Source organism: Prescottella defluvii (genome assembly GCF_000738775.1).
GTDB classification, from domain to species: Bacteria; Actinomycetota; Actinomycetes; order Mycobacteriales; family Mycobacteriaceae; genus Prescottella; species Prescottella defluvii.
In genome coordinates, this window is sequence record NZ_JPOC01000051.1 from 43314 (window position 1) to 61371 (window position 18058).

Annotated in this window: 16 protein-coding genes; 9 read left to right on the plus strand and 7 right to left on the minus strand. The window is 68.9% G+C overall.

Features of this window, described 5'->3' with window-relative positions:
- Positions 1-29: 29 nt before the first annotated feature.
- Positions 30-2726: a bifunctional acetate--CoA ligase family protein/GNAT family N-acetyltransferase gene (locus IJ15_RS0117945; RefSeq protein ID WP_031939728.1), complete on the minus strand. Its 2697-nt coding sequence runs from the start codon at positions 2724-2726 to the stop codon at positions 30-32.
- Positions 2719-3993, minus strand: coding sequence for an acetoin utilization protein AcuC (locus tag IJ15_RS0117950; protein ID WP_031939729.1), 1275 nt, complete (start codon positions 3991-3993; stop codon positions 2719-2721). Before IJ15_RS0117950 ends, IJ15_RS0117945 begins: the two co-directional genes overlap by 8 nt.
- Positions 3994-4147: 154 nt before the next feature.
- On the opposite strand from IJ15_RS0117950, the gene IJ15_RS0117955 reads away from it, so the two are divergent.
- Together IJ15_RS0117955 and galE are read left to right on the plus strand one after the other, a co-directional pair.
- Positions 4148-4834: a metal-dependent transcriptional regulator gene (locus IJ15_RS0117955; protein WP_031939730.1), complete on the plus strand. Its 687-nt coding sequence runs from the start codon at positions 4148-4150 to the stop codon at positions 4832-4834.
- Positions 4835-4879: 45 nt separating this feature from the next.
- Positions 4880-5875 (plus strand): UDP-glucose 4-epimerase GalE, encoded by a 996-nt coding sequence (gene galE, locus IJ15_RS0117960; RefSeq protein ID WP_031939731.1) that lies wholly within the window; start codon positions 4880-4882, stop codon positions 5873-5875.
- On the opposite strand, the gene IJ15_RS0117965 is transcribed toward galE, so the two are convergent.
- Together IJ15_RS0117965 and IJ15_RS0117970 are read right to left on the minus strand one after the other, a co-directional pair.
- Positions 5855-7018 carry a DUF4192 domain-containing protein gene (locus tag IJ15_RS0117965; protein WP_031939732.1) on the minus strand — a complete coding sequence of 388 codons (1164 nt, stop codon included), beginning with the start codon at positions 7016-7018 and terminating at the stop codon, positions 5855-5857. The two genes, galE and IJ15_RS0117965, sit on opposite strands and share 21 nt — an antisense overlap.
- A 153-nt stretch (positions 7019-7171) precedes the next feature.
- Positions 7172-7858 (minus strand): DUF5642 family protein, encoded by a 687-nt coding sequence (locus tag IJ15_RS0117970; protein WP_031939733.1) that lies wholly within the window; start codon positions 7856-7858, stop codon positions 7172-7174.
- A 283-nt stretch (positions 7859-8141) separates the two neighbouring features.
- Here IJ15_RS0117970 and IJ15_RS0117975 point away from each other — a divergent pair, with 283 nt between their 5' ends.
- From IJ15_RS0117975 to IJ15_RS0117990, 4 genes are all read left to right on the plus strand, one after another.
- Positions 8142-9092: a proteasome assembly chaperone family protein gene (locus tag IJ15_RS0117975; RefSeq protein ID WP_031939734.1), complete on the plus strand. Its 951-nt coding sequence runs from the start codon at positions 8142-8144 to the stop codon at positions 9090-9092.
- A gap of 177 nt (positions 9093-9269) precedes the next feature.
- Positions 9270-10307: an alpha/beta fold hydrolase gene (locus tag IJ15_RS0117980; RefSeq protein ID WP_031939735.1), complete on the plus strand. Its 1038-nt coding sequence runs from the start codon at positions 9270-9272 to the stop codon at positions 10305-10307.
- A 67-nt stretch (positions 10308-10374) separates the two neighbouring features.
- Positions 10375-12894, plus strand: coding sequence for a DEAD/DEAH box helicase (locus tag IJ15_RS0117985; protein WP_031939736.1), 2520 nt, complete (start codon positions 10375-10377; stop codon positions 12892-12894).
- A gap of 50 nt (positions 12895-12944) precedes the next feature.
- Positions 12945-13601: a hypothetical protein gene (locus IJ15_RS0117990; protein WP_031939737.1), complete on the plus strand. Its 657-nt coding sequence runs from the start codon at positions 12945-12947 to the stop codon at positions 13599-13601.
- 80 nt (positions 13602-13681) lie between these two features.
- Here the strand turns inward: IJ15_RS0117990 and IJ15_RS0117995 are convergent, their stop codons facing one another.
- A complete protein-coding gene (locus IJ15_RS0117995) occupies positions 13682-14113 on the minus strand; it encodes a DUF5997 family protein (protein ID WP_031939738.1) in 432 nt (143 codons plus the stop codon).
- Positions 14114-14175: 62 nt separating this feature from the next.
- On the opposite strand from IJ15_RS0117995, the gene IJ15_RS0118000 reads away from it, so the two are divergent.
- On the plus strand, positions 14176-14946 hold the full coding sequence (locus IJ15_RS0118000) for a LysR substrate-binding domain-containing protein (protein WP_031939739.1): 771 nt from the start codon (positions 14176-14178) through the stop codon (positions 14944-14946).
- An 11-nt stretch (positions 14947-14957) separates the two neighbouring features.
- Here IJ15_RS0118000 and IJ15_RS0118005 read toward each other — a convergent pair whose 3' ends face one another.
- Positions 14958-15893: a hydrogen peroxide-inducible genes activator gene (locus IJ15_RS0118005; RefSeq protein WP_031939740.1), complete on the minus strand. Its 936-nt coding sequence runs from the start codon at positions 15891-15893 to the stop codon at positions 14958-14960.
- 195 nt (positions 15894-16088) lie between these two features.
- Between IJ15_RS0118005 and IJ15_RS0118010 the strand changes: the two genes are divergently transcribed.
- Together IJ15_RS0118010 and IJ15_RS0118015 are read left to right on the plus strand one after the other, a co-directional pair.
- Positions 16089-16676 (plus strand): peroxiredoxin, encoded by a 588-nt coding sequence (locus IJ15_RS0118010; RefSeq protein ID WP_031939741.1) that lies wholly within the window; start codon positions 16089-16091, stop codon positions 16674-16676.
- A 3-nt stretch (positions 16677-16679) separates the two neighbouring features.
- Complete coding sequence (locus IJ15_RS0118015) at positions 16680-17207, plus strand: carboxymuconolactone decarboxylase family protein (protein WP_031939742.1); 528 nt, start codon at positions 16680-16682, stop codon at positions 17205-17207.
- Between the two features lie 233 nt (positions 17208-17440).
- Here the strand turns inward: IJ15_RS0118015 and IJ15_RS0118020 are convergent, their stop codons facing one another.
- The gene (locus tag IJ15_RS0118020; RefSeq protein ID WP_031939743.1) at positions 17441-18013 is read right to left on the minus strand and encodes a TetR/AcrR family transcriptional regulator; all 573 of its coding nucleotides are present in this window, start codon (positions 18011-18013) and stop codon (positions 17441-17443) included.
- Positions 18014-18058 lie beyond the last annotated feature (45 nt).

Sequence of the window (18058 nt, forward strand, 5' to 3'; positions counted from 1 at the left end):
GGCCGGCCGCTCGGGGCGCCCGGCCCGGCTCACCACTCCCGAAGTCGCCGCGGACCCAGATCCGCCATGCTCGGCTCCGGTCCGATCCGTACCCGCGCATCGGTCACCTCGGCGCCCTGGGCCGACGCGAGCACCGGTTCACATGCGAGCGAACGCACCTCGGGAATGTCGTCGGCGAGTGCGGACACCCGCTGCACGAGATCCACGAGCGCCTTCTTGTTGACCGGGACCGCGCTGCGGTACCCCGACAGCAGGGGTGCCGCCTTGGGCGCGTCGATCAGTTCGGTGGCCTCGTCCTCCGTCAGGGGCAGCACGCGGTAGGCGCGGTCCCCCAACAGGTCGGAGATCACACCGGCCAGGCCGAACGAGATGAGCGAGCCGAACGACGGGTCGTCCTGCACTCCGACGACGCAGCCGATGCCCTTGGTCGCCATCTTCTGCACGTGCAGCAGGGGCTCGCCGGACGCGGCCGCGAGATCGCGGTACGCCAACCGCACCGAGTCCGGGCCGACCAGGTCCAGGCGCACGCCGCCGAGGTCGGGGCGGTGCCGCCACTGTTCACCGGTCGCCTTGACTGCGACCGGGTAGCCCAGGTCATCGGCCGCCTCGACGGCCTCGGCCTCGGTGGTGGCCGCGCGGAACTCCACGACGTGCACGCCGTAACACTCGAGCAGTTGCGCCGCCTCGAAGTCCGACAGCCACCGCCCGTTCGACTCCCCCAGCCAGCCGGCGACCAGCCGCTTCGCGCGGTCCGGGTCGATGCCGTTGGGGCGCACCACCTTCGACACCGGGCGTCCACGCCACGCGGCGTACCGCCACGCCCGGGCCAGCGCCAACGCGGCCCGTTCCGGGCCGGGGAACGAGGGTACCGAGCCGCGAGTCGGATGTCCGTCGGGGCCGCGCACCGCCAGAACGTCGGGCATGCCCTCGGTCGCCAGGAACGTCGTGAGGATCGGCTTGTCCGCACCGACGACCGCCTCGCGCAACGCCTGCGCGTACGGTTCGACGGCCACCGCGACCGGCGGCGCGAACACCGCGATGACCGCGTCGACGTCGAAGGACGCGAGGGCCCGCGAGACCGCTTCGGCGAACATCTCGGGGGTGGCTTGCGCGCCGAGATCCACCGGTTCGCCCACCTGCAGTCCCTCGCGGCGGGCGGCGTCGGAGGCGAGCACACCGAGCGCGGTCGAGTTGCCCACGACCGCGACCCGCGGTCCCGCCGGCAGCGGCTGATAGCCGAAGAGCATCGCGCAGTCGAACAGCTGGGAGATCGATCCGACCTGGACGACACCGGACTGTTCGAACAGCGCCCGCACGATCGAGTCGTCCATCTCGACGCCGGTCGCCGCCAGCGCCGGGGGCACGGCGTGACGTCCACTCTTGACCGCGACGATCGGTTTGTTCCGGGCCACCCGCCGGGCGATGCGGGAGAACTTACGGGGATTGCCGAAGCTCTCCAGGTACAGCAACACCACCTCGGTGTCGGGATCGGTGTCCCAGTACTGCAGCAGGTCGTTGCCGGACACGTCCGCCCGATTGCCGGCCGAGACGAAAGTCGACAGCCCCAGTTGACGTTTGGCGGCCTGGTCGAGGATCGCGATGCCCAGGGCGCCGGACTGGCAGAAGAAGCCGACCTTGCCCGGGTCCGGGAGCACCGGCGCCAGCGTCGCATTGAGCGAGACGGCGACGTCGTTGTTGGCGACACCGAGCGCGTTGGGACCGATGAGCCGCATCCCGTGTGCCCGCGCGGCGTGCACGAGCCGGCGCTCGGAATGCCGTCCGTCCGGACCCGTCTCACTGAATCCCGCCGACACCACCACCAGGGCCTTGACACCCTTCGCGAGGCAGTCGTCGAGCACCGCGTCGATGGACTCCGCCGGCACCGCGACCACGGCCAGGTCGACATCGTCGGGGATGTCACGCACCGTCGGGTAGGCGCGGACGCCGCGGACCGAGCGGTGCTCGGCGTTGACCGGATACACCGGCCCGGAGAAGTTGCCCCGCAACAGGTTCACCAGCACCGCATTGCCCACCTTGGAGCTGTCGGTGGACGCCCCGATGACAGCGACGGACCGCGGGCTCAGGACGTTGCGGACGCTGCGGGCCTCGGCGGCACGCTCGCGGGAATTGCGCACCGACAGCAGTGCTTCCGTGGGGTCGATCGCGAACTCGAGGCGCAGCACGCCGCCGTCGAAGCTCCGGCTCACCTGGTATCCGGCCTCACGGAACACCGAGACCATGTTCCGATTCTCCGCGAGCACCTCCGCGACGAACATGTTCAGACCGTTCTCGGCGGCCGCACCGGCGAGGTGCTCGAGCAGGATCGGCCCGAGCCCGCGTCCCTGGTGCGCGTCCGCGACGACGAATGCGACCTCCGCGGACCGGCCGTCGCCCACGTCGAGCAGACGCTCGTAGCGGCCCACCGCGATGATCTCGTCGCCGAGGATCGCGACGAACGCGACGCGGTTGCGGTGGTCGACCGTGGTGAAGTTGACGATGTCGCGCTTCGACATCGTCGGGTAGGGGCCGAAGTAGCGCAGGTACCGGGTGCGTTCGGACAGCTTGCCGTGGAACTCGACGAGTTTGTCGGCGTCGTCCGGCACGATCGGCCGCAGGTGGACGACGCCACCGTCGGAGGCGAGGACGTCCGCGAGCCAGTGACGCGGAAAGCTCCGTGCCCGTTCGAGGTCGACGTCGTTGGTGTCCTTGGCGGTGCCGTCAGTCACGGGGATCCTCCGGATCGAGGCCGAGCAGCGGGAACGTGGCACGGCGGGTCGCGATGATCGCCGCGTCGATCCGGGTCAGGGCCCGGTCCATCGAGGCGACACCCGTTTCCGGTGTACCTCCGGGTCCGTCCCACGGCAGGTACTTCGTGTCCCCCCCTTCGCCCATCGTGGTCGGCAGGGCGACACTCGGCGCGAGGCTGTGCGCTTTCTCACGCCACGACTCGGGTATCGCGGCGCCGGTGTCGATCTCCCGGTCGAGCGCGGTCGCGATCAGGTGGGTCCACGACCGCGGCACCACCCGGATCAGCCCGTAGCCGCCGCCGCCGACCGCGAGCCACCGTCCCTCGGCGTAGCGGTCCGCGAGGTCGCGCATCGCGAGGTACGCCGCACGCTGCCCGTCGACGGTGAGCGCGAGATCCGCCAGCGGGTCCTCCCGATGGTTGTCGGCGCCGCACTGACTGATCACGATCTGCGGCCGGAAGGCCGCGATGGCGGCGGGAACCACCGAATGGAATGCCCTGAGCCACAGCGCATCGCCGGTACCGGGCAGCACCGGAAGATTGACGGCCGTGCCCTCCGCTGCACCGGCCCCCACCTCGCTCGACCATCCGGTGTTCGGCCACAGGGTCGCCGGGTGCTGGTGGATCGAGACCGTCAGCACCCGCGGATCGCCGAGGAACGCATGCTGCACGCCGTCGCCGTGGTGCGCGTCGATGTCGACGTATGCGATGCGGTCGAATCCGTTGTCGAGCAGCCACGAGATCGCGATCGCGGCGTCGTTGTACACGCAGAACCCCGACGCCCAGTCCGCCATCGCGTGGTGCATGCCGCCGCCGATGCTCACCGCCCGCCGGGCCCGGCCGGACGCGATCGCCTCCGCCGCCGCCAGGGTGCCGCCCGCCAGGATCGCGCTGGCCTCGTGCATCCGGGGGAAGACCGGGTTGTCCTCGGTGCCCAGACCGTGTCGGCTCTCCACCTCGGCGGGCAACGTGCCGTCCTGCACCGACCCGGCGAGCTTGACCGCATCGATGTACGCGGGCGTGTGGATGCGGAGCAGGTCGGCGTCCGTGGCGGCACCCGGCCGCACCACCTCGGCACCCTCGACCAGACCGAGCCCGCGCGCGAGATCCATCGTCAACTCGAGCCGGGTCGGATTCATCGGGTGCTGGGGACTCCAGCGGTAACTGAGATAGTCCGGACTCCACACGACGACGCGGTCGCTTCCGGAAGCTGAGATGCCCTCGACGGGACCTGTCGACGCGGTCATGGACTCAAGTTACTTGCCCCCACGCCGCGGGCGCGAGGCGCAGTGTCGGAGGCCGGTTCGGGACCTCGACCGCGGACGGGACTCGCCTGGTTCCCGGGCGGGACCCGGAACCGGATTTGCCCGGTAGAATCACTCCGGACGAAGGGGTGTAAGAGTGAAGGATCTGGTCGACACCACGGAGATGTATCTCCGGACGATCTACGACTTGGAAGAAGAGGGCGTCGTCCCGCTCCGCGCGCGGATCGCCGAACGGCTCGAGCAGAGCGGACCGACGGTGAGCCAGACGGTTGCCCGAATGGAGCGGGACGGACTGCTCCAGGTGGCCGGCGACCGTCATCTGGAGTTGACCGAGAAGGGCCGCAACCTCGCGGTCTCGGTCATGCGCAAGCACCGTCTCGCCGAGCGATTGCTCGTCGACATCATCGGACTCGACTGGGACCAAGTGCATGCCGAGGCCTGCCGGTGGGAGCACGTGATGAGCGAGGACGTCGAACGGCGCCTCGTCGAGGTGCTCAACAACCCGACGACGTCGCCGTACGGCAACCCGATCCCCGGGCTTGCCGAACTGGGACTCGACCGCCCGGCCGGCACACCGGAAACGCTGATCCGGCTCACCGATCTGCCACCGGGCAAGCCGACCGCTGTCGTGGTCCGGCGTCTCGCCGAGCATGTGCAGTCCGACCCCGAACTGATCGGCCAGCTCCGCGCGGCGGGCGTCGTTCCCGACGCCCGGGTTACAGTCGAGACGCGACCCGGCTCGGTGACGATCACCGTGTCCGGTCACGACGAATTCGACCTTCCCGAGGAGATGGCCCACGCCGTCCAGGTGAAGCAGGTCTGACAGACCGCTTCGCCGGTTCGACGCCGGTGCCAGAGGAGATGAACGGTGAGACTTCTGGTTACCGGCGGTGCCGGCTACGTCGGCAGTGTGTGCGCCACGGTACTGCTCGAGCGCGGCCACGAGGTGGTCGTGGTCGACGACCTGTCGACCGGCAATGCCGACGCGGTGCCGGCCGGTGCCGAGTTCATCGAAGGTGACGTGGCCGCTGTCGCCGGGTCCGTTCTCGGATCCGGCGACAGCGCACCACGATTCGACGGTGTGCTGCATTTCGCGGCGCAGTCGCTCGTCGGCGAGTCGGTCGAACGCCCCGAGCAGTACTGGCAGGGCAACGTCGTCACGACGCTCGCACTTCTCGAGGCGATGCGACTGTCCGGCACTGCGCGCCTGGTGTTCTCGTCCACGGCCGCCACCTACGGCGAACCCGAGCGGACGCCGATCACGGAGGACGATCCGACCCGTCCGACCAACCCGTACGGCGCCACGAAGCTCGCGATCGACCACGCGATCACCTCGTACGCGAACGCGCATTCCCTCGCGGCGACCAGCCTGCGTTACTTCAATGTCGCCGGCGCCTACAAGGGCGCGGGCGAGAACCGTGTCGTGGAGACGCATCTCATTCCCCTCGTGCTCCAGGTCGCGCTCGGTCAGCGCGAGAAGATCTCGGTGTTCGGAACGGACTGGCCGACCAAGGACGGCACCGCGGTACGGGACTACATCCACGTGCTCGATCTCGCGGAGGCCCACCTGCTCGCACTCGAGTCGTCCAAGCCCGGTCGACACCGGATCTACAACCTCGGCAGCGGCGCGGGATTCACTGTCCGCGAGGTCATCTCGGCTTGCGAGCGAGTGACCGGACTGCCCATTGCGGCCGAGGACGCGCCCCGCCGCGCCGGAGACCCGGCCGTCCTCATCGCGTCGAGCGCCCGTGCGATCGACGAGCTCGGCTGGACGCCCGCTCACACCGATCTCGACGAGATCGTCTCAGACGCATGGACGTACCTGCAGGCGCTCGGCGACCGCTCACACGCCGCCCGGCGGTAGCCCGCCTCGAAACGGCATTGTGACCCCGAGGTCCCGTGCCACCGAATGTCCGAGATCGGCCAGATCCCGCAGGGCACCCGGCCTGATCCCGGCCTGCAGGGCGTCGTCGAGCAGATTCGCGAGCCGATGCCCTGGGTCGGCCTCGAGCGCGGCACACAGTGCGACACCCGCCATCGGTCCGTCGCCGCGCACGTACGAGCTGTAGCCGAGCAACGCGAGCGGTTCGGCGCGTTCGGGGTCGGGCAGAGTCCGGCCCAGCCGAATCCACATCTGTTCGGCCGCGTCGGCGTGGTCCCCGACCGCGAGCGCGAGCAACGCATCCCGGACGTCGGGGTTCTCCAGCGCGAGCGCCATGTCGGCGCTGTCCTGCAGCGTGATCTCGGCGCCCGCGTCGAGCGCGGCGATGCGGGCCAGGACGAGTTCGAGGTCCGCACGTTCGGCACCGTCCGGGTCGAATGCCGTGCGGGCCAGTGCGTGTCCGCGCACCTTCGCCTCCCGCGCCGCGTCGATGATCTCGGCGATGCACGCCTGCTCGGACGGCATCGGGGTGAGGACGGCTTCCAGCTCCTCCCGAGATCCCCGGATCGCGCGGCCCCCGAGCACCTGTGCCGCAGCCACTGCGGACGCGTTGGGGTCCGGCACGGTGCCGCGGCGTTCGCCGTCGAGATCGTGCCACGGAACACCGGCCTGGACGGCCGGGACGAGATGCGCCGCCACCAACTCGATTCCACCGGCGTGCAACAACTCCCGGAAGCGGTCGACGATCGCACGGTGACGCGCCAGGTCACCGGTCCGCGGACGGGGTGGGATCCGATCGTCCACCACGACCACCAGAACTCGGTCGGCGCCCTCCCGGATCCCGACCGCCGCGAACTGCTCGAGCACCAGCCCCATCACCGGGCTCACCTCACCCCGATCGTGGAGTACGAGGTCGTGGCGCATGACCGCACCGACGCTGGTTCCGGTCAGGCAGATCGCCACCAGTGAGCGGCGAGGATGGAACCCCAGCAACGCCGGCACGGCGCTGATGAGGTCGCCGGGGTCGGAGATCCGGACCGCGCGTGGGGTCCCGATCTCACTGTCGCCGGGCCGGGCCCGGTCGTGCGGGCAGGGCGAGTCGTGTGAGAAGGCCGGTGTCGTCATGACCTCGACCCTGCCGGGTGAGCCGGGCGCGGCCCCGGACACGACCTGCGGTTTCGGTGGACCTGTGGATGTCGCGGCGGCCTGTGCAGAACCCGGCGCGGACGGCGCCGGATGCGCGCCTGCCTGTCGGCGCCCCGTGCTAGCCTCGCCGGCTCAACCCGCGTGAACCTTGAGCACCGCCGAGGTGAACAGCTCGTCGAGAGCGGCGGTGTCGGTGCCGGCGGAGTCGCCGAACGACATGGACGTCGCCTGCACGCGCACGTCGTCGACCTGCGCGATCAACGTGAGCATCGACTGGGTCACGGCCTGGCCGTCCTGGCCGGAACTCACCGAACGGCGCAGAGCAAGCGTGTCGTCCGCATCGATCCGCGGGGGCGGGGTGAGGGTGGTCCGGACGACCGAATCGACCCCGTTCCGGGTCGCGGTCACCTCCGGACACTGAGCCAGCTGCGATCCGAGTTCGGCGAGCGGCGCGGCGACCCGGATCAGTTCGACCGTGATCGTCGAACGGTTGACGTTGTCGGTGCCGACGACCATGGCAGTGCCGTCGGGCCCGTAGTCCTGGACCGGCGGCTTGCAGCCGGCGGGTTCCACCCTCGAACCGGGCGCGATGCCCGTCAGATCGGGTGCCGCCTGCGAAACAGCCTCCGGGGGAAGCACGACCGCCGGGTACTGCGGCGGGAATGCGGACGGGTCGAGGAGCAGTTCGTGCAACGGCCGCGCGTCGGATCCCTCGGACTCGCCCGACAGCGCAGTGCCCGTCACCGCCTCCGAACAGCCCGTGAGGAGGGCGGTCGATCCCAACAGCACCGCCGAGGCGATCCACTTCCGTCGCGACATGCTCGAACCTCCCTCGTCCCAGCGCCGGCGCGCCGGCCGCGCCCCGGTCTCGCGGACAGCCTGTCACACACAGTCGTCGATCGACGTGAACGTCGATCACGACGGGCAACGGGGTCACCGGGAATCAGGACGGGCCCCCCGGCGTTGGCCCTCGGGAGGCGAGATCCGATGATCTTGCCGACAAGGACGCCACAGTGCTCATCGCTGGTCCACTGCTCCGGTTTCTACACGCGGGACGTGGTGAGGGACACTGGAAGCAGAAGTTCGAAGGAAGGGAGCCGTCATGGACGAGCAGTCGAAGATGTACGAGCTGGAGTTCCCGGCACCACATCTGTCTTCCGCCGACGGCCTGGGACCGGTTCTGGTTCACGGTCTCGAGGGATTCTCCGATGCCGGGCACGCGGTGAAGTTGGCGACCACGCACCTGCGCGAGAGCCTCGAGACCGAGCTCGTCGCATCGTTCTCGGTGGACGAGCTCATCGACTACCGGTCGCGTCGACCGACCATGACGTTCAAGGCCGACCACTTCTCGGACTTCGAGGCTCCGCAGCTCAACCTGTATGCCCTGCGTGACACCGCCGGCACCCCGTTCCTGCTGCTGGCCGGCATGGAGCCGGACCTGCGCTGGGAGCGGTTCACGACCGCCGTCCGGCTGCTCGCAGAGCAGTTGGGGGTGCGCCGGACGGTCGGGATCAACGCGATTCCGATGGCCATCCCGCACACGCGTCCGCTCAGCGTCACCGCGCACTCGACCAACAAGGACTTGATCAAGGATCACCACCGCTGGTCCGGTGAACTCCAGGTCCCCGGCAGCGCGTCGTCGTTGCTGGAACTGCGGATGAGTCAGCACGGTCACGAGTCCGTGGGCTTCTCCGTCCACGTTCCGCACTACCTGGCGCAGACCGACTATCCGGCCGCGGCGGAGACGCTGCTCGAGAACGTCATGGAGATCGCCGACCTCGAGTTGCCGCTCGCCGCGCTGGGCGAGGCGTCCGCCCGGGTCCGCGAGCAGATCGACGAGCACATCGCGTCGAACGAGGAAGTCCAGTCGGTGGTCCGGGCGCTCGAGAATCAGTACGACTCGTACGTCGCGGCCCAGGAACAGCAGTCGACGCTCCTCGCGGGCGACGACGACCTGCCCAGCGGCGACGAGTTGGGGGCGGAGTTCGAGCGCTTCCTCGCCGAGCAGGCCCGTCTCGGCGACGATGCAGCGGAGGACGACGACCAGAACTGAGGTTTGATCGACCCAACATTTGGTCGTTCGTCCAGGTATCGTGGCGGCGTAACCTTTCCGTTATCCGAGGTCGTGCTGACGACTCATAGGGCGCATAGCGTCTCGGTGCACGGATATACTCGGACGATCGATATCTGAGCGGTGCCCGCTAACCGGGCGACAGCTTCAGGAGGCGATATGAGCGACTCCCGCACGCGCATGCTCCGCCCGGTGCCGGACACCGAGCCCCGGCTCGTGTTCCGCACCATCCACGGGTACCGGCGTGCCTTCCGCATCGCCGGTGAGGGTCCGGCCGTCCTCCTGTTGCACGGCATCGGCGACAACTCGTCGACGTGGAGCGAGATCATCCCGCACCTGGCTCAGAACTACACGGTGATCGCCCCCGATCTCCTCGGCCACGGGCGCTCCGACAAGCCGCGAGCCGACTACTCGGTGGCTGCCTACGCGAACGGCATGCGCGATCTGCTCTCGGTGCTCGACATCGACAAGGTCACCGTCGTCGGCCATTCGCTCGGCGGCGGCGTCGCGATGCAGTTCTCGTACCAGTTCCCGCACATGGTCGAGCGTCTGGTGCTGGTGTCCGCGGGCGGTGTCACCAAGGACGTGCATCCGCTGCTGCGCCTGATCTCGATGCCGGTGGTCAACGAGGCCCTCAAACTGCTGCGCCTGCCGGGAGCGATGACGTCGGTCCGCGCGATCGGCGAGGTCGTCTCCCGCCTCCACGGGTCGCCGCTGCGTCCGGGCACGATGCTGCACGACACCCCCGACCTGGTCCGGGTGCTCGGCGGCCTGCCCGACCCGACGGCGTACGAGGCGTACCTGCGGACGTTGCGTTCGGTCGTGGATTGGCGTGGCCAGGTGGTCACGATGCTCGACCGGTGTTATCTGACGGAGAACCTGCCGGTGCAATTGATCTGGGGCGCCCGCGACTCCGTGATTCCGGTCAGCCACGCGCACCTGGCGCACTCCGCGATGCCCGGTTCCCGCCTCGAGATCTTCGACGACGCCGGCCACTTCCCGTTCCGTGACGACCCGCTCCGCTTCCTCGGTGTGGTCGAGAACTTCCTCGGGTCGACCGCACCACTCGAGTTCGACGAGACCCGGTGGCGGAATCTGTTGACCGACGGTGTCGGCGAGGCCACTATCACGGGCGCTCCCGAGACCCGAATGGCGGTGCTCGACGCGATGGGCTCGGACGAACGCAGCGCCACCTGACGGACGTCCGCGGCGCCGCGCGGGTCCGGAGGCCCGGCCTCGCGCGGTGAGGCTCTAGCCTGTAACGGTGCTGCTTCCCGATCTTCTCCCCGAAACCGTCGACCCCACCGGCGTGGATGCCGACGCGCTGTTCGACGCGTTCACGTCGTGGACGAGCGATCGCGGCCTGCAGTTGTATCCCGCGCAGGAAGAGGCGCTGATGGAGTTGGTCTCCGGGGCCAACGTCGTCCTCGCCACTCCGACGGGTTCCGGCAAGTCGATGGTGGCGCTCGGTGCCCACTTCTTCGCGCTCGCCGAAGGCCGCCGGACGTTCTACACCGCACCGATCAAGGCCCTGGTGAGCGAGAAGTTCTTCGCACTGTGCGAGGTCTTCGGAGCCGACAAGGTCGGCATGATGACCGGCGACGCGTCGGTGAACTCGTCGGCGCCGATCATCTGCGCGACCGCCGAGATCGTCGCGAATCTCGCGCTGCGCGAGGGGGCGGGTTCCGATATCGGCCAGGTCGTGATGGACGAGTTCCACTTCTATTCGGAACCGGACCGCGGCTGGGCGTGGCAGGTGCCGTTGATCGAGTTGCCGCAGGCGCAGTTCCTGCTGATGTCGGCCACGCTCGGCGACGTCACGCACCTGTGCGAGGACCTCACCCGCCGCACCGGCCGGCCCACCACCGAGGTGTCGGGCTCCGAGCGGCCGGTCCCGCTGCACTTCTCGTACTCGCAGACCCCGATCGGTGAGGAGATCGAGGAACTCGTCACCACCCATCAGGCGCCGGTGTACGTCGTGCACTTCACGCAGGCCGCGGCGCTCGAGCGCGCGCAGGCACTCACCAGCGTGAACCTGTGCAGCCGCGCCGAGAAGGACGCGATCGCCGAGGCCATCGGCGCGTTCCGGTTCACCACCGGGTTCGGTAAGACGTTGTCGCGCCTGGTCCGTCACGGCATCGGTGTGCACCACGCCGGCATGCTGCCCAAGTACCGGCGCCTCATCGAACGACTCGCCCAGGACGGCCTGCTCAAGGTCATCTGCGGTACCGACACGCTCGGCGTCGGCATCAACGTGCCCATCCGGACGGTGCTGCTGACCGGACTCACCAAGTACGACGGCACCCGCACCCGCCAGCTGCGGGCCCGCGAGTTCCACCAGATCGCCGGCCGGGCCGGCCGGGCCGGCTACGACACGATGGGCACCGTGGTGGTGCAGGCGCCCGAACACGAGATCGAGAACGTACGCGCGCTGGCGAAGGCCGGCGACGACCCGAAGAAGCGCCGGAAGGTGCAGCGCAAGAAGGCGCCCGAAGGATTCGTCTCGTGGGGCGAGGGCACCTTCGACAAGCTGATCGCGGCGTCACCGGAGCCGCTGAGTTCGCGCTTCTCGGTGAGCAATTCGATGCTGCTGAACGTGATCGCGCGGCCCGGCAACTGCTTCCAGGCGATGCGTCATCTGCTCGAGGACAACCACGAGTCGCGACCGGCGCAGCGCAAGCACATCCTCAAGGCCATCCGGCTCTACCGTGGGCTCCTCCAGGCCGGCATCGTCCAGCAGCTCGACGAGCCCGACGAGTACGGCCGCATGGCCCGGCTCACGGTGGACCTGCAACGCGACTTCGCGCTCAACCAGCCGCTGTCCCCGTTCGCGCTCGCCTCACTGGAACTGCTCGACCCCGAATCGCTCACCTACGCACTCGATGTCGTGTCGATCATCGAGTCGACGCTCGACGACCCGCGGCAGATCCTGATGGCGCAGCAGCACGCGGCGCGCGGTGAGGCGGTCGCGGAGATGAAGGCCGACGGGATCGAGTACGAGGAGCGCATGGAGCTGCTCGAGGAGGTCACCTGGCCGAAGCCGTTGGCGGATCTGCTGTTCCCGGCGTTCGAGACCTACCGCGCCGGCCATCCGTGGATGAGCGAGTTCGCGCTGTCCCCCAAGTCCGTCGTCCGCGACATGGTGGAACGATCGATGACGTTCGCGGAGATGGTCAGTCACTACGGCCTCGCCCGCTCGGAGGGCCTGGTCCTGCGCTACCTCGCCGACGCGTACCGCGCGCTGCGGCAGACGGTTCCGACCGAGGCGCGCACCGAGGAACTCGAGGACCTCATCGAGTGGCTCGGCGAACTCATCCGCCAGGTCGATTCGAGCCTGCTCGACGAGTGGGAGCAGCTAACGAATCCGGGGGCCGAGTCCGACGACCAGCAGGTCGCGTTCGGCGCCGACATCCCGCGTCCCATCACCGCCAACACCCGCGCCTTCAAGGTCATGGTGCGCAACGCGATGTTCCGGCGCGTCGAACTGGCGTCGCGACGGCGCTGGGACGACCTCGCCGGCCTCGGTGACGGTCTGGACGCCGACGACTGGGCCGACCTGCTCGAGCTGTACTTCGACGAATACGAGGAGATCGGGACCGGGCCGTCGGCGCGTGGCCCCCAGCTGTTCCAGGTCACCGTCGAACCGACACTGTGGCGGGTCCGGCAGGTCCTCGAGGATCCGCAGGGCGACCACGGCTGGGCGCTGCTCGCCGAGGTCAACCTCGCGGAATCCGACGCGGCCGGCGAGGTCGTCTTCGACGAGTTCGAGGTGGCCGAAGGCTGACGCCCGCCTACAGGCGACAAGCACACCATCCGGTCGGTACTGTCCGGCGTATGTCTGACATCGTGATTGGCATCCTGGCTGTATTCGTCGGCGCGGTGTTCTGTTTCCGCGGCGTGCCGGCGATGCGGTTCGTCATTGCACTCTGGGGCGCGTTCGCCGGCCTCAACCTGGGCGCCGGACTGGTGTCCGCGATCACCGGCGACGGCTATCTCTCCACCGTCCTCGGCTGGATCGTCGGCGTCCTGGTGGCGATTCTCTTCTCCGTGCTCGCCTACCTGTACTACGCGGTGGCGGTGACGCTGACGATGGCGTCGGTCGGGTTCGCCCTCGGGGCGGCCGCGATGGCCGCGGTCGGCGTCACCTGGAACTGGGTGATCGTCGTGGTGGGCGTGCTGATCGGCGTGGCGCTGGCCGCCCTCACGCTGGCGGTGAACCTGCCCGCGGTGCTGCTCGTCGTGGTCAGTGTCCTCACCGGTGCGGTCGTGGCCACCGGCGGCGTGATGCTGCTCGTCGGCGCTCTCGACACGTCGGACTTCGACGACGCGACCCTCACCGCGACCGTCACGCACGAATGGTGGTGGTACGCCCTCTACCTGGCTCTCGTCGTCGCCGGTGCGATCGCCCAGACCCGCACTCTCGGCCGGGAACGCCTTCTGCGCGACCAGTGGCGGGCCGGCTCCGCGCAGCCCGTCCCCACCAACAGCTGACCGGCCTAAGACGACAGCGGGCTGTTGCTGCGACATTCGCCGAGTGGCGAGCGCAGCAACAGCCCGATGGACGTGGAACGCTAGCTGGACGCCTTGAACGGTCCGGAGCTGCGCGGCTTGCGGTTCGACTCCTCGCGGCGGGTGGCCTGCATTTCCTTGACCCGCTTCTCCTCCTTGCGGACCTCGACGAGGTTGGCGCGCTCGGCGACGAGCCAGTCGGGTTGATCCGCGAGGAGCGCCTCGATCTGTTCGGTGGTCAGCGCGTCCTCGATGCCACCGCGGGTGAGGCCCGAGATCGACACGCCCAGCTTGGCCGCGACGACATCCTTCGGGTGCGGGCCGTCCTTGCGGATAGCGACGAGCCACTCCGGCGGGTTGGTCTGCCACTCGTTGAGCTCGTCGCGGGTCACCACGCCGTCCTGGAACTCGGCGGGGGTGGCCTGGAGGTACACACCCAGCTTCTTCGCCGCGGTTGCGGGCTTCATCGTCTGGGGGGTCTTCTGCGACGTCATGCGTCAAGGGTATCGAGCACGCGCTGCGCAGTTGCACCCACCGCTGCAGGTAGCCTTGCCGAGTGACAGAGGCGACTGACCCCCGACCGTTCCGGCTCGCGTACGTCCCCGGCGTCACCCCCGCCAAGTGGGTCCGCATCTGGAACGAGCGCATCACCGACACCCCGCTCGAATTGGTGCCGCTTCCGGCCGCCGAGTCGGCCGCGGCGCTGCGTGACGAAAGCGCCGACGCCGCCCTCGTGAGACTGCCGATCGATCGCGACGGTCTGAGTGCCATCTCGCTGTACGCCGAGACGCCGGTCGTGGTGGTGCCGAAGGAGCACGTCTTCACGGCCGCCGACGAGATCACACTGTCCGATCTCGCCGAGGAACTGGTGCTGGATCCGCTGGACACCCCGATCACCTGGGATGCGCTGCCCGGCCGACCCGCCCTGGACCGGCCGGTGTCGACGGGTGACGCGATCGAGCTGGTCGCCGCGGGCGTCGGCGTCCTGGTCGTGCCCCAGTCGCTGGCCCGCCTGCATCACCGCAAGGACCTCACGTACCGGCCCGTCGTCGGCGCACCCGAGTCGGAGGTGGCTCTGGCCTGGGTCCAGGACCGGACGACCGAACTGGTCGAGGAGTTCATCGGGATCGTGCGTGGGCGCACCGCCAACTCCTCACGCGGACCCAACCCGCACGAGACACCGAAGACCAAGGACAAGGCGCCCCGAGTCGCCCAACCGCGCACCGCGAAGCAGTCGGCACCCTCGTCCGGCAAGGCGCGCGCCAAGGATTCGCGGCGCGGCAAGCCGGGCAGCAAGGCGAAGCCGAGCGGACGCAAGCGGCGCTGAGCGCGCCCAGGTCACTCCTTCTCGGTGACCGTCACCCCTGCCGGGGCCGCGTCCCGCAGCAGTTCCGCGAGTTGCCGGTACCCGTCGGCGCGCCCGCTCGAGGCGCGGAAGACCAGTCCGATGGTCCGGCCGGGGGCCGGCGCCGAGAATCTCGCGGTGGCGAGGTCGCCGCGTCGAGTCTCGACGGGGACCGCCGAATCCGGCACCAGCGTGACACCCAATCCGCCTGCCACGCACTGCACCACGGTCGCGAGCGAGGTGGCCCGGGTGTCGCCGGACAGTGGGTGCGCGTCGACGGATCGGCACAGATCCAACGTTTGATCACGCAGGCAGTGCCCCTCGTCGAGGAGCAGGAGTGGCAACTGGTCGAGGGCGGCCGGCGGTAGGTCGTCGCGGCCGGCGAACGGGTGCGCTCGCGGCAGGACGACGACGAAATCCTCTCGGTAGACGGGAATCTCGATCAGTCCCGGAGCCTCGGACGGCAACGCCATGACCGCGACGTCGATCGCGCCGGTCCGGAGCGCGTCGAGCAGCCGCGCCGTCTGGTCCTCGATCACCTGCGGCACCAGGGCCGGGAACTTCGCGCGCAGGGCGGGCAGCAACGCCGGAAGTACGTACGGGGCGACCGTAGGGATCAGCCCGAGCCGCAGTGGCCCGACCAACTGGTCCCCGACGCCGGCCGCCGCGGCGACGAATCCGTCTGCGGCGTCGAGGATGAGCTTGGCCTGGGTGAGCAACTGCTCCCCCGCTGCCGTCACCAGGACACGACGGGTACTGCGTTCGATCAGCTGGACGCCGAGCCCGTTCTCGAGGGACGCCAACGCCTGCGACAGCGTGGGCTGGCTCACACCCAAACGTGCTGCGGCCGTCCCGAAGTGGCGATACTCCGCCACCGAGACAAAGGCACGCAGCTGTGACAGTGTCGGTTGATAAGTCCCATCAGCCATGCCTATCAGTGTAGTGCCACCTATCACCTTTACCTTTTGAAAGGTTTCGGGCACTATGGAGTCATACCGAAGAGCGCAGGACACGGGGCCTCCGACGAGAGCCACCGCAGACCCGCTCGAGGTAGCGCCCACCACCGATCCACGGTGCGTGACCTGCGCAGACGGATGTTCACAAATCAAGTAGGAGGACGACACATGGCTCTGCTGACCATCGGCGACCAGTTCCCGGCATACAACCTGACCGCCGTGATCGGTGGCGACCTGTCCAAGGTCGACGCCAAGCAGCCCGACGACTACTTCACCACCATCACCAGCGACGACTACGCCGGCAAGTGGCGCGTCGTCTTCTTCTGGCCCAAGGACTTCACGTTCGTGTGCCCCACCGAGATCGCCGCGTTCGGCAAGCTGAACGACGAGTTCGCGGACCGCGACGCCCAGGTGCTCGGCGCCTCGGTCGACAACGAGTTCGTCCACTTCCAGTGGCGTGCACAGCACGAGGACCTCAAGACCCTCCCCTTCCCGATGCTGTCGGACCTCAAGCGTGAGCTGGCCGAGGCCACCGGCGTCCTGAACGCCGACGGTGTCGCGGACCGCGCAACCTTCATCATCGACCCGAACAACGAGATCCAGTTCGTGTCCGTCACGGCCGGTTCCGTGGGCCGCAACGTCGACGAGGTCCTGCGCGTCCTCGACGCCCTGCAGTCCGACGAGCTGTGCGCCTGCAACTGGAAGAAGGGCGACCCGACCATCGACGCGGGCGCACTCATGACCGAGGGCGTCTGACCCATGTCGGTCGAGAACCTCAAGAACTCGCTTCCCGAGTACGCCAAGGATCTCAAGCTCAACCTGAGCTCCCTCGCCCGCTCGACGGAACTCAACGAGCAGCAGCTGTGGGGCACCTTCCTCGCCTGCGCGGCCGCCACCAAGTCGGCGACCGTGCTCAAGGAGATCGCGGAGGAGGCCGCCGACGTGCTGTCGGCGGAGGCGTACAACGCCGCCCTCGGCGCCGCCTCGATCATGGGCATGAACAACGTCGCCTACCGAGCCAAGAGCTTCCTCGGTGACGAGTTCGCCCAGGTGCGCATGGGTCTTCGCATGAACATCATCGGCAATCCCGGTGTCGAGAAGGCCGACTTCGAGCTGTGGTCGCTGGCCGTGTCGACGATCAACGGCTGCCACGACTGCACCGCCGCGCACGACGCCGTCGTCCGCAAGGAAGGCCTCACCAAGGAGCAGGTCTGGGAGGCCGTCAAGGTCGCCGCGACTCTCCAGGGTGTCGCCCAGGCCGTCGTCGCGAACGAGACGCTCGCCTGATCGGTCCCCGTTCCACCGAAGGCCCGGCACACGACTCACGTCGCGTGCCGGGCCTTCGGTCGTTTCCGGAGTTGAACCGTCGCCCCCCGACCCGGGCGCCGATACTGCCGGGCCGACATCTTCAACCAGGGACGCGGCTCCCGGATTCACACGACGGTCGGTGACGACGGCTGGGTCGAGGCGAGTGGCCGCGTACGACCCGACCGCACGCCGACGGCCTCACACCGGTCGGATCAGCGCGGCAACACGCGATCGACCGCAGCCGCCACCAGGTCGTCGATCTCCTTGTCCGAGAAGAGTTCCGGCAATGTGAGCCGGTCGACGATCAGCCAGTTCAATGCCATGTACAGCAGGGTGACGGTCGTCGGATCCCCGGGCATCTCCGCTGCCACATGGTTCGTGATGTTGAAGTCGAGATCCTCGCGGACGCGCTCGGTGAGGACCGCGCGCAGTTCCGGCCGCCGTGTCGCCTCGAGTCGCAGTTCCAGCAGCGCCAGGAAACCGGTCCGAAACGCGGCCACCCGGCCGACGGTCTCGCGCATCAGTTCGGTGAGTCGCTCCCGATCGCGCGGGCCCTGCAGGCTGAGGTCCATCGTCATCTCGTCCGGCTTCAGTCGCTCGTAGACCCGCCGGCCCGCCTGCATCAGCAGCTCGTCGCGGTTGGCGAAGTAGTTCGACGCCGTGCCGGCCGGAACCTTCGCCTCCGCATCCACGGCCCGAAACGTCAGACCGCGTGCCCCCTCCCTGGCCAGGACCTCGATCGCACCGTCGACCAGCGCCGCTCGCCGCTCCGGATTTCGCCGCACCTTGACACCACTCCATCTGTAGTACTAACTTTTACACCACTTCAC